11 protein-coding genes are annotated in these 11,370 nt (G+C 45.5%); 9 read left to right on the top strand and 2 right to left on the bottom strand.

The window, feature by feature from the left end:
• Positions 1 to 532 precede the first annotated feature (532 nt).
• The 5 genes from AC5JL3_RS08965 to AC5JL3_RS08945 all read left to right on the top strand — a co-directional run bounded on the left by AC5JL3_RS08965 (position 533) and on the right by AC5JL3_RS08945 (position 6,140).
• Complete coding sequence (locus AC5JL3_RS08965) at positions 533 to 2,083, top strand: adenylate/guanylate cyclase domain-containing protein (protein WP_496074156.1); 1,551 nt, start codon at positions 533 to 535, stop codon at positions 2,081 to 2,083.
• A gap of 45 nt (positions 2,084 to 2,128) precedes the next feature.
• The gene (locus AC5JL3_RS08960; RefSeq protein ID WP_192222502.1) at positions 2,129 to 2,626 is read left to right on the top strand and encodes an HNH endonuclease; all 498 of its coding nucleotides are present in this window, start codon (positions 2,129 to 2,131) and stop codon (positions 2,624 to 2,626) included.
• Positions 2,627 to 2,974: 348 nt separating this feature from the next.
• Positions 2,975 to 4,240 (top strand): DHH family phosphoesterase, encoded by a 1,266-nt coding sequence (locus AC5JL3_RS08955; protein ID WP_496074155.1) that lies wholly within the window; start codon positions 2,975 to 2,977, stop codon positions 4,238 to 4,240.
• A gap of 48 nt (positions 4,241 to 4,288) precedes the next feature.
• Positions 4,289 to 4,786 carry a phosphohistidine phosphatase SixA gene (gene sixA, locus AC5JL3_RS08950; RefSeq protein WP_496074154.1) on the top strand — a complete coding sequence of 166 codons (498 nt, stop codon included), beginning with the start codon at positions 4,289 to 4,291 and terminating at the stop codon, positions 4,784 to 4,786.
• A gap of 217 nt (positions 4,787 to 5,003) precedes the next feature.
• A complete protein-coding gene (locus AC5JL3_RS08945) occupies positions 5,004 to 6,140 on the top strand; it encodes a citrate synthase (RefSeq protein ID WP_496074153.1) in 1,137 nt (378 codons plus the stop codon).
• A 66-nt stretch (positions 6,141 to 6,206) separates the two neighbouring features.
• On the opposite strand, the gene AC5JL3_RS08940 is transcribed toward AC5JL3_RS08945, so the two are convergent.
• The gene (locus AC5JL3_RS08940) at positions 6,207 to 6,920 is read right to left on the bottom strand and encodes a hypothetical protein (RefSeq protein WP_496074152.1); all 714 of its coding nucleotides are present in this window, start codon (positions 6,918 to 6,920) and stop codon (positions 6,207 to 6,209) included.
• A 52-nt stretch (positions 6,921 to 6,972) separates the two neighbouring features.
• Positions 6,973 to 7,668 (bottom strand): hypothetical protein, encoded by a 696-nt coding sequence (locus AC5JL3_RS08935; protein WP_496074151.1) that lies wholly within the window; start codon positions 7,666 to 7,668, stop codon positions 6,973 to 6,975.
• A gap of 399 nt (positions 7,669 to 8,067) precedes the next feature.
• Between AC5JL3_RS08935 and nuoH the strand changes: the two genes are divergently transcribed.
• The 4 genes from nuoH to nuoK all read left to right on the top strand — a co-directional run bounded on the left by nuoH (position 8,068) and on the right by nuoK (position 11,175).
• Entirely contained in the window at positions 8,068 to 9,186 is a 1,119-nt protein-coding gene (nuoH, locus tag AC5JL3_RS08930; protein WP_496074150.1) for an NADH-quinone oxidoreductase subunit NuoH, read from the top strand.
• A 93-nt stretch (positions 9,187 to 9,279) separates the two neighbouring features.
• Positions 9,280 to 9,885, top strand: a complete 606-nt coding sequence (gene ndhI, locus AC5JL3_RS08925) for an NAD(P)H-quinone oxidoreductase subunit I (protein ID WP_496074187.1) — start codon at positions 9,280 to 9,282, stop codon at positions 9,883 to 9,885.
• Between the two features lie 315 nt (positions 9,886 to 10,200).
• Positions 10,201 to 10,824: an NADH-quinone oxidoreductase subunit J gene (locus AC5JL3_RS08920; RefSeq protein ID WP_496074149.1), complete on the top strand. Its 624-nt coding sequence runs from the start codon at positions 10,201 to 10,203 to the stop codon at positions 10,822 to 10,824.
• Between the two features lie 39 nt (positions 10,825 to 10,863).
• Complete coding sequence (nuoK, locus tag AC5JL3_RS08915) at positions 10,864 to 11,175, top strand: NADH-quinone oxidoreductase subunit NuoK (RefSeq protein ID WP_348259660.1); 312 nt, start codon at positions 10,864 to 10,866, stop codon at positions 11,173 to 11,175.
• Positions 11,176 to 11,370: the final 195 nt, after the last annotated feature.

Raw genomic sequence — 11,370 nt, 5'->3', positions numbered from 1 at the left:
ATAGCAACCTCTCCTTTACAGGTTGTAGTCTTTTCATAATGAGTGCATCTACTTGACCGTATTCTCATACCAAATCTTGTTACATTACTAGCTTCCTAAGAGAGCCACTAGGCGAGATTTCATTTTGCTTATGAGTAAAGTACTGCTTTGCTAAGGCTAGAGGCTTATCGATCTGGGTATTTGTCAGTAGGGGTGTAATTAATTGTCCCGCTACCAAAGTGCAGTTGCTTTGAAAGGAGGGGAGAATGGAGGAACTGGCTGGAGTTCACAAGACAATCATAGATAAGGATTCTTACCTCACCTATAAAAGGAAGCTACTCTCAAGAATTTCAGTTGAACGACTACAATGAATCATAAACTATCAATAGTCTTTAGATGTAGCTTATTACTGAAGTATCGCATTGGTTTTTTGGCAATCATAAAAACTAACAGGTGACCATAAGAATGTTAAACACTTCATGCAATCTATTGAGTAAATTCGATGTTAAATCTTAATGTTAATTATCTACATGATCAAGAAAATTCTACTGAAATGAATGATGAGAATTATAGCAAAGGTGTTATCGTTATCGTTGATGACAAACCGACAAATCTGGGCGTTTTGTTCGATTTTTTAACAGATTCTGGCTTTAAAGTTTTAGTTGCTCAGGATGGAGAGAGTGCGATCCAGAAAGTTGAATATGCCCATCCCGACCTTATCTTATTAGATGTAATGATGCCAGGAATTGATGGATTTGAAACTTGTCGTCGCCTAAAAGCAAATCCTTCAACTCAAGATATTCCCGTAATTTTTATGACGGCGCTGTCAGGAACTGTGGATAAGGTTAAAGGGTTTAATCTAGGCGCGGTAGATTTTGTTACTAAGCCAGTGCAACAGGAAGAAGTGAAAGCTAGAGTCAGCACTCACCTAGCACTCCGGAACCTGCAAAAGAAACTCCAATTGCAAAATGAGCAGTTGCAACAGGAAATTCAAGAAAAACAACGAGCAGAGCAATCACTCCAACAAGCAGAGGCAAAGTATCGTAGCATCTTTGAAAATGCCACTGAAGGCATCTACCAGGCAACACCAGACGGACGATACATTACTGCTAATCCAGCCTTAGCAAAGATTTATGGTTACGATTCACCAGACGACCTAATGACTCAGGTTACGAATATCACACAGCAGTTGTATGTCGAACCGATGCGACGTGAAGATTTAGCAACCTTCATGCAGAAGTACGATACGTTAGCTGACATGGAGTCTCAGGTCTATCGCAAAGATGGCAGTATTATTTGGATTTCGGAGAATATACGCGCTGTCAGAGATAGTAATGGTAGTTTGGACTACTACGAAGGCAGTGTTTCTGACGTTACAGAGCGCCGACAGGCGGAAGTGTCTTTGCGTCTAGCTCGAAAAAAAGCCGAACTCTTGCTGCTCAATGTCTTGCCCCAAGCCGTGGCAGAGCGTTTGAAACGAAGTCAGCGCACGATCGCAGAAAGTTTTGAGGAAGTCACAGTTCTGTTTGCCGATCTGGTTGACTTTACTGAGTACTCCACTCAAACCTCTCCCACGGAACTCGTAGAGATTCTCAATATTATTTTCTCACGATTTGACCGACTCGCGGAGCAGCTTGATATAGAGAAAATTAAGACGATTGGCGATGCTTATATGGTTGTTGCTGGTTTACCAACAGCCCGTCCGGATCATGCCCAAGCGATCGCACAAATGGCATTGGATATGCAAGCAGCGATCGCTCAATTGAATACGGAACTTGGTGAATCGTTCAATCTTAGAGTTGGCATTAACAGTGGTCCTGTCGTCGCTGGTGTCATCGGTATTAGACGATTTAGCTATGACCTTTGGGGAGATACAGTAAATACTGCCTCTCGGATGGAATCCCATGGTTTGCCAGGTTGTATTCAAGTTAGCGCCGCCACCTACGAACGGTTGAAAGACGAGTTTGTATTTGAAGAGCGTTCTCCAATTCAGGTCAAAGGTAAGGGAGAAATGACAACCTATCTCCTGATTGGTCCAAAATCGCTAGATCCTGATGATTTGTCTGATCCAATAAAACAGCATCTTATAACCGAGCCTGAGTAACCTGTGTTACTATCTGGGAAAATATTCTCTTAATCGCGATCACAAATGGGCAAGGTTCTGGTGTTAAACGCCTCCTACGAACCGCTCAACATCACCAACTGGAGAAGGGCGGTTGTCTTGTTGATCAAAGGGAAAGCGGAGCAGGTTGAACACAACGGCAAATACGTCTACGAAGAGTTTCCTCTCCCTACAGTTATTCGGCTGCGTCACTATGTCAGAGTTCCTTACAAGGAAATACCTCTGACCCGCCGAAATATCCTCCACCGTGATGGTCACTCCTGTCAATACTGCGGCTATACGGGTGACGATTTAACTCTAGATCATGTAATTCCTCGATCGCGTCAGGGAGGTGATACCTGGGAAAACATTGTAACAGCCTGTGTGCGCTGCAATGTCAAAAAAGGTAGCCGTACTCCGAAAGAAGCCAACATGACGCTACGACATCAGCCTCGTAAACCCTACAGTAGCCTTCACTTTGAAGTCGCTAAACACGTCAAGGGTGGTCTACATCAAGAGTGGCGGAAGTATGTAATCGGGATTTAAGTAGGTTGGTGGAAATAAACATTCTTGCTTGAGTGTGATTGGGGACTAGGGACTGGGCAAAGTTTCGTCATCGCTTTCTTAACCCATCTCTAGTCCCCAGAACGACAAGTATAGGTGTAATTGTGCCAAGTTACCTAACATTCTGCGATTTAGTAGAGTTTAGACAGAGATTCCAGCACAGAGCCAGCAAAGTTAATGTCGAAAGATTCGACCTAAGAGAGGATCTGGCTAACGGCTTACTTTGCGAAAATGGAGGGGTGTCGATCACATAATGTTTAACCATCCGCTGTAGAAACCACGATAAATGCAGCGCTAGCGACAGCACGAATCTCCTAACCCCAACACGACATGCCATCGAATTCGCTTACGCCTCTCGATAACTCTCTCCAAACCGCTATGCCTAAGGCAGATGCAGTTACTGATGATGCTCTACTGACAGAGGTAGCTAAGAAACCACCCAGTAGTAACCTTAGTAGTTCCCGTGAGAAACGGTGGCTAGAAGCCTCATCAGAGCCAACAATAAGAAACCTACGACAGACGTTAGAACGTCACCGCTCTGAGCGCCAACTCGTCGTCATTCAAGACTTCCCAGACCCGGATGCTCTCTCTAGCGCTTGGGCTTACCAACTCATTGCCCAACAGCATGGCATTCAATGCGATATTGTCTACGCGGGTACTCTCTCTCACCAAGAGAATATTGCTCTGGTTAAGTTAACAAACTTACCCGCAAAACGCTGGAGTATTCCAAGCTTGAAGGATCGGGATTTATCTGTTTATCAAGGCTATGTTTTGATTGACAATCAGGGAACAACGACGCAGCTAATGTCCTTGATCCAGCAGGTAGGTCTCCCCCTGGTCGTACTGATTGATCATCACAGCATTCAAGGTGATCTGAAGGCAGAATTTGCCGACGTTCGCCCTCAAGCAAAAGCCACGGCAACAATTTTGACCCAGTATCTTCAGGCAGGGTTACTAAAACTAGATAGCAACATCAGTGAACACGTCAAGTGCACTACTGCCTTGATGCATGGTCTGCGGTCAGATACGAACCGGTTGATGCAGGCAGGAGAAGAAGATTTTATGGCGGCAGGGTACCTCAGCCGTTTCTACGACTCCCAACTGCTGAATGCTGTACTGCAAACATCGCGATCGCGTCGTGTAATGGATGTGATTGAGCGATCGCTCAAAAATCGCAAGGTGTACAATAACTTCTCGATCGCTGGCGTTGGTTATCTTCGCTACGAAGACCGAGATGCGATTCCCCAAGCCGCAGACTTTCTTGTTACTGAAGAAAATGTCCACACGGCTGTTGTTTACGGGATTGTTCACGACGAAGACGAAGAACTAGAAGTTGTAATTGGTTCTTTAAGAACCAACAAACTCACCCTCGATCCCGACGAATTCATCAAAGAAGCCTTTGGTCAGGATCGTACTGGGCGCTTTTTTGGTGGTGGTCGCATGATGGCAGGCGGCTTTGAAATCCCCATCGGGTTTTTGGGTAGTTTTAATGACAACGCGGAGTACGCCAAGCTGAAGTGGGAAGTGTTTGATATCCAAATCAAGCAAAAACTTCTACGATTGGTTAATCCAGAAGACAATCTCATTCAAACTTAACTAGACAATTTTGAACTTTAGATTAGACACCATGAGATCGGCGTAATTATGGAACTGTATTTAATTCGCCACGGCATAGCGGCTGAGCGAGAGACTTACGCCAATGATGAAGAGCGTCCACTTACCGATAAAGGGCGTAAGAAAACAGAAAAAGTAGCAAAGCAACTGCGTAAGCATGGACTACGTTTCGACCTGATTTTGACGAGTCCCTTGGTACGCGCACGAGAAACTGCCACGATCCTCCAAGATGCTGGTCTTAGTTCCCATGTTGAAGAATTTACCAATCTTGCTCCTGATGGTGACATCCACGCCTGGGTCAGTTGGCTAGAGGAACGATGGGAAAACGGTACAACTAACAAATGTTTAGCGCTGGTTGGTCATCAACCAGATTTAGGTAACTGGGCGGAAACGCTAGTGTGTGGTACTACCCAAGAAAAGTTTGTCCTCAAGAAAGCTGGGGTCATTGGCTTAAATCTTCCAGAAGCCAAAATGCCCATAGGTCAGAGCGAGCTGTTTTTGCTGACCTCCCCTAAGTGGTTGTTGTGAGGTGGGGGATTGGGAACTGGGAATTGGGAATCGAGAATTGGAAAATAGCGGTTCTCGATAAAATATTGTCTTGTACTGTCCGGTACAGCACAATCAGGGAAACTTACCAATCCTTTTTTCTCTGAAGGCGAGTTAATTATATTTGTAACATCGACGACTAATATAGAAGTTTCTGATAAGTTAGCCTGAGAACGTTTCACACTTATTCGGTGGCAACATGACTGTCTGCGAATACAAGCCAGGTCTAGAAGGTATTCCCGCCGCTCAATCCAGTATCAGCTATGTCGATGGACAAAAGGGAATATTGGAGTATCGTGGTATTCGCATCGAAGACCTCGCAACAAAAAGTACTTTCCTGGAAACCTCGTATCTTCTCATCTGGGGTGAGTTGCCGACGAAGGAAGAACTCACTGCTTTTGAAGAAGAGATTCTCCATCATCGACGAGTCAAGTATCGGATTCGGGACATGATGAAGTGCTTCCCCGAAACAGGTCATCCGATGGATGCCCTGCAAGCTTCTGCGGCAGCACTGGGTCTTTTTTACTCTAAACGCGCTTTGGATAACCCCGACTACATCAGGGAAGCTGTGGTGCGCTTGTTGGCGAAAATCCCAACGATGGTTGCTGCCTTCCAGTTGATGCGAAAAGGTAATGACCCTGTACGTCCAAATGATAACTTGGACTATGCGGCTAACTTTTTGTACATGCTCAATGAGCGAGAACCCGATCCTCTAGCCGCTCATATTTTTGATGTCTGCTTGACCCTGCACGCAGAACATACAATGAACGCCTCTACCTTCTCCGCAATGGTCACGGCATCGACCCTGACTGACCCTTACGCTGTAGTTGCTTCAGCCGTTGGCACTCTGGCTGGTCCCTTACATGGGGGAGCTAATGAAGAAGTGATCACAATGCTGGAAGAAATTGGTTCCGTGGAAAATGTTCGCCCCTATTTGGATGATTGTTTGCAGCGAAAATCCAAAATTATGGGGTTTGGTCATCGTGTTTACAAGGTGAAAGACCCACGAGCAACGATTCTTCAAGACCTAGCAGAGAAACTGTTTGAGAAGTTTGGTCACGATAAGTACTATGACATTGCGGTGGAGTTAGAACGGGCAGTAGAAGAAAAACTGGGTCATAGAGGTATCTACCCAAATGTAGATTTCTATTCGGGTGTAGTTTACCGCAAATTGGGCATTCCTACAGACTTGTTTACTCCAGTATTTGCGATCGCACGTGTAGCGGGTTGGCTTGCTCACTGGAAAGAACAGCTTGCAGAAAACCGCATTTTCCGCCCCACCCAAATCTATAACGGGATTCATAACGCTGACTACGTTCCTATCGATCAACGTTAGGGTTAGGAAGACTTGGGATGAAGTAAGGCAATCGCTTTTTAGCTGATTAGCTAAGAGGCGATCGCTTTACTGAGTACTTGCTGCATTTTTCTGGGCATAGTCGAGATTGCGCTGATAATCTACTGCCTTTTGCTGCGCTACGCTGTGTTGAGGATGGGAAGGCGGCACGGCTTTCATCAGTGCGATCGCTTCTTGCCATTCACTCGCTACTAAGTTCCAGTCATTCTTAGATTTGGCAGATTGGGTGGTAGTTGCTGCACTCATTGCTTTATTCACCGCTTCCCCAAAGAAGTCGCGCTGAGGCGAAGCAGTAGCAGACGACGCGGAAGTAACGGGCGTTGGTGTGACAGATGGAGATTGAGAAGCTACGGGAACAGGTATAGTTTCTTTCAATTCTGGCAACCTGGAAAACAAGTAAATTCCTACAGCAACCAAGGGAACCAAAAGGATTATTAGCAGTTTTTTAGCTAGCTTTTGAGACTTCCACCTAGAAGCATTGCTTAGAAACTGAGAGTTACGGAGTGCCGCGTTCAGCTTGGGAATGAGACGTTGCCGGGTTAGATACTCAGCTTGGTAAAGATAGACTGCACTAACAAACCAGATTACAGATGCAATCTGAGCCATATGGTACTGGTAGTTAGCTAGCTCTCTTCCTGTTAGTTCAATGCAGTAGCCTATTTGCTCTGATGTTCCATAGTTACAGTTTGGGATAAGAAATGGTATGAGAATCAGTAATACTGCTACAAAAGCTACAGCGTTTTCTAGGCTAATGAGGTACATCTATCCTACTCTCCCATTCTCTATAGGAGAAGAGAGAAAAATTGACTGTACCTCACCAGTATGAAAATTGCTGTAACAGCATTACGATCGGTGCATAAAAGCCTTCCCACAAACTCCTAGGACTGGGTAGCCATCGTGGATATCGAGGTACTGACTTCCCAAACAGAAAATGGTGAGGGTAGGAGAATGCAAGGACGGACACCAACAGCCCTAATCCCACAAATGAAAGCAATAATTCTATGTGATTCGTAATTACTGCTAAAACTCCACCTAACGCAAGGCTCCAAAATCCGGCAATTCTTAAAATAACAGCCATCCACAGAAGTAAAGCGAACGTCCTTAGCCAAGAACTGGGATAGGGAAACCATGCTGACCATCGGTCAGCGATCGCTTTAAACTTACCCTGGCGGGGCGTTTCCGAAGAGATAGTCTGCTTTTTTTGTTCTTCGAGCTTAGAAGTTAAATTTAGAGTTTTCGTCCAGGCTGAGGAGGGTTGCCCTGCCTGTTTTCCGTAGACTTTTACAGACTTGATCGATTCGACTTCTAACTTCATCATCAGTTTATGGATGAATTCGACTGATGATGTTTGCTCTGGTGCTTGATCTGATACGAGTATCACCATTAGGCAATCATCCTTCTGAACAGCTTTTGCAGCAATGCCTTTGTCTTTCAGAAGGTGGTTCATCACAGAGGCGATCGCTTCTTCGTCTCCCTGCTTGGCAAGTTCCAGAATATTCGGCTGAGTCATAGCTGGTAGAGAGGAGGAGCTTAGAACGTAATGTTCTATTTAAAGATGCCCCGCTTTAAAGGACTGAGCAACATTTGCAAGGAATTTTTTAGGCGATCGCTTCATCCCCGCATAACTAGCGAGTGGCTATTGAATTCTAAAGCGACCACAAATTTAACTCCCTAGTTAGATGAGCATCAACAATAGCTATGAAACTTATAGACAGGAGCGCAATTTATAAGAAGTAAGAAGAGAAACTAACCGTCTTGATAAGTAGAAATTCTTAGGTTCCTCGCTGGGCGGATAACCATCCAACGATATACTAAGCATTGAGGCTGTAAAAGAATCTTCACAAACCTACTGATCGCTTTATTCGATCTTAGATCTATCTTGCCTAAGTAAATAGTCGGATTGGTAAACATGAATCCAGGAATTGACCTACAAGGAACCTTTATTCAATCACTCAGGGATTTGGGCATCCCAGCTGGTGCCGCCAAAGCCATTTGGATGCCGTTACCGATGTTTTTAATGATTATCGGTGCCACTGTGGGTGTCCTCGTGGTCGTCTGGCTAGAACGGAAGATTTCTGCTGCCGCGCAACAGCGAATTGGTCCTGAATTTGCTGGGCCTTTGGGTGTTCTCCAGCCCGTGGCAGATGGTCTGAAACTAGTCTTCAAGGAAGACGTTGTCCCAGCGAAGGCTGATCCATGGCTCTTTACCCTCGGACCAATCCTTGTCGTTATCCCCGTGTTTCTGTCCTACCTAGTTGTGCCTTTTGGACAGAACCTGGTGATTACAGATGTCAACATTGGCATCTTTTTATGGGTTGCCCTGTCTAGCATTGCGCCAATTGGCTTACTGATGTCGGGTTATGCCTCTAACAATAAGTACTCGCTACTAGGAGGCTTGAGAGCAGCAGCACAGTCTATTAGCTATGAAATTCCTCTAGCACTAGCCATACTCGCTGTTGTCATGATGTCCAATAGCCTCAGTACCATCGACATTGTTGAGCAGCAATCAGCTTATGGCATTCTTGGCTGGAACATCTGGCGTCAACCAATAGGCTTCTTAATCTTCTGGATTGCTGCCCTAGCAGAATGTGAGCGACTACCTTTTGACCTTCCGGAAGCAGAAGAAGAACTAGTTGCTGGTTATCAGACCGAGTACGCTGGTATGAAATTTGGTCTATTTTACATTGGTTCCTACATCAACCTAGTTCTCTCTGCCTTGCTGTTTGCTGTACTCTACCTCGGTGGTTGGGAGCTTCCAATTCCTATTCACCAACTAGCTAACTGGCTGGGTGCCAGCGAAACCAGTTCCTGGTTCCAGGTGATTGAGGCAGCTTTAGGAATTACCATGACCTTGCTCAAGGCTTACTTCCTAGTCTTTATTGCCGTTCTGCTGCGCTGGACACTTCCCCGCGTTCGCATTGACCAGCTACTTAATCTAGGATGGAAGTTCCTGTTGCCTGTGGGTTTGGTCAATCTACTACTGACCGCTGCACTTAAATTAGCATTTCCTTTTGCCTTTGGCGGTTAGTCAGTAGTCATTTGCGAAGACCGCAATTGACAGCAAAAAATAACTGACAACTGACAAAGGACTTTAAAAAGAGAGAGAGACACTTAGACTATGCTGAAGTTCCTTAAACAAGTTGGTGACTACGCCAAAGAAACCGTTCAAGCCGCTAAATACATTGGTCAAGGTCTATCTGTTACCTTCGACCATATGCAGCGGCGTCCTGTAACCGTGCAGTACCCTTACGAAAAACTTATCCCTTCTGAGCGGTTTCGCGGTCGGATTCACTTTGAGTTCGATAAGTGCATCTCCTGCGAAGTCTGTGTTCGGGTTTGTCCTATCAACTTACCAGTAGTCGATTGGGAGTTTGAAAAAGCGAGTAAAAAGAAAAAACTCAAGCACTATAGCATCGACTTCGGGGTCTGTATCTTCTGCGCTAACTGCATCGAATATTGCCCGACTAACTGTCTGTCTGCAACGGAAGAGTATGAACTTTCTACCTATGACCGCCACGAACTGAACTTTGACAACGTGGCAATGGGACGACTACCGTACAAGGTGACACAAGACCCGATGGTGACTCCCTTGCGTGAGTTTGCCTATCTGCCGAAAGGTGTGATAGACCCCCATAATTTGCCAACTGGCTCTAAGCGTGCAGGTTTGCCTCCAGAGGAAATTGCCAAGCAGCTAGAACCTAAGGAAGAAGAAGCCGCGACGAAATAGCCCTCAACAGGTTGCGGCGAGGATTCCCTTCTTCTGAACAAAGAGGAACTGCCGAACTGGGACAGGGGAAAAGGAAGGAAAAAACTTCTTCAAGGATTTGGGCAGGGTCTGAATTCTTGTCCATATCCTCCCAAACCCCATTTCAATGCTTAAGCTTTGTGCAACGTTTCTCAACCTTGTATAGGGAAGATATCTCGTCTACTCACTTTGGGAGTAGCCTGAAAGTCTGCGCTATGGGGGAAAATATTCAGGGTTGAAGCTAACACAAAGTTGCACATTGCGAGTCACAACACATTGCAAGGAGATTAAGTCACTGTGAATCTAGCCGAAGGGGTTCAGTTTGTTTCGTTTGGTCTACTATCGGGGATGATGATAGCGGCGGCGTTGGGGGTTGTCCTGCTTTCCAACATCGTCTACTCCGCTTTTTTACTCGGTGGTGTCTTCATCAGCATTGCTGGTTTATACCTGTTGCTGAATGCTGATTTTGTGTCGGCGGCACAAATATTAATTTATGTGGGAGCCGTCAATGTTCTGATTTTGTTTGCCATCATGCTGGTGAACAAACGAGAAGATTTTGCCCCGATCGCCAATCGCTGGATTCGCCAAGGGTCAACGGCTCTAGTTTGTCTCGGTTTGTTTGCGCTCCTCAGCACAATGGTACTGGCAACACCTTGGTCTATTTATACGGGTCCTGCGGTTGTTGGACAGAATTCGGTTGTGGAACTGGGTATGCACTTCTTTAGCGACTTTTTGCTACCGTTTGAGCTTGCTTCTGTTCTATTGTTGATGGCGATGGTGGGTGCAATTATCCTTGCCCGTCGGGATTACATTCCAGATGAGCTAATGCCTGAGGATAGCCAAGCAATCGCTGCTTCGACTTTACCAGAGCGTCCTCGCGAACTGGTCTCATCAAGTGGTGTGACTCCAAGGGCACGTTAAGGCACTTCATTCAAATTCTGTTTATAGCTGTAAAGATTCATGCAACTCCAACTCCAATACTTCTTACTTTTAGCGGCTGCTCTGTTTTGTATTGGCATTTATGGCTTAATTACTAGCCGCAATGCTGTCCGAGTGCTGATGTCGATTGAACTCCTATTAAATGCCGTGAACCTGAATTTAATGGCGTTCTCTAACTTCATCGACCCGCAAGAGATTAAAGGTCAGGTTTTTACAGTGTTTGTTATTACTGTAGCAGCGGCGGAAGCGGCAGTGGGTTTAGCGATCATTCTTTCGATTTACCGCAACCGCGATACGGTGGATATGGAGCAATTTAACCTCCTCAAGTGGTAAGTTAATATCCAGACTAACGTCCATATTGCGGAAGTTTGATAGTATGTAAGCGCCTGCCGAGAGTGGTGGGCGTTGTTGTTTTAAGGTATAGGCGCAAGAGTTGTTGATGTTTCATACTAATCCGAGTCAGCTACCCCCTTTTTCGGCAACCCATAAAACTTTGTAGAGACGTTCCGGCGGAACGTCTCTACGACT

It is taken from the genome of Symplocastrum torsivum (assembly GCF_059505465.1).
Note: the sequence above shows the minus strand (reverse complement) of the source record. Positions and strands in the feature narration are given on the sequence as shown.

Bases quoted from the DNA above. Each gene is read 5' to 3' on its own strand.
- AC5JL3_RS08965 (WP_496074156.1), top strand. From the start codon at position 533: ATGAATGATGAGAATTATAGCAAAGGTGTTATCGTTATCGTTGATGAC.
- AC5JL3_RS08960 (WP_192222502.1), top strand. From the start codon at position 2,129: ATGGGCAAGGTTCTGGTGTTAAACGCCTCCTACGAACCGCTCAACATC.
- AC5JL3_RS08955 (WP_496074155.1), top strand. From the start codon at position 2,975: ATGCCATCGAATTCGCTTACGCCTCTCGATAACTCTCTCCAAACCGCT.
- sixA (WP_496074154.1), top strand. From the start codon at position 4,289: ATGGAACTGTATTTAATTCGCCACGGCATAGCGGCTGAGCGAGAGACT.
- AC5JL3_RS08945 (WP_496074153.1), top strand. From the start codon at position 5,004: ATGACTGTCTGCGAATACAAGCCAGGTCTAGAAGGTATTCCCGCCGCT.
- AC5JL3_RS08940 (WP_496074152.1), bottom strand. From the start codon at position 6,920: ATGTACCTCATTAGCCTAGAAAACGCTGTAGCTTTTGTAGCAGTATTA.
- AC5JL3_RS08935 (WP_496074151.1), bottom strand. From the start codon at position 7,668: ATGACTCAGCCGAATATTCTGGAACTTGCCAAGCAGGGAGACGAAGAA.
- nuoH (WP_496074150.1), top strand. From the start codon at position 8,068: ATGAATCCAGGAATTGACCTACAAGGAACCTTTATTCAATCACTCAGG.
- nuoK (WP_348259660.1), top strand. From the start codon at position 10,864: ATGCAACTCCAACTCCAATACTTCTTACTTTTAGCGGCTGCTCTGTTT.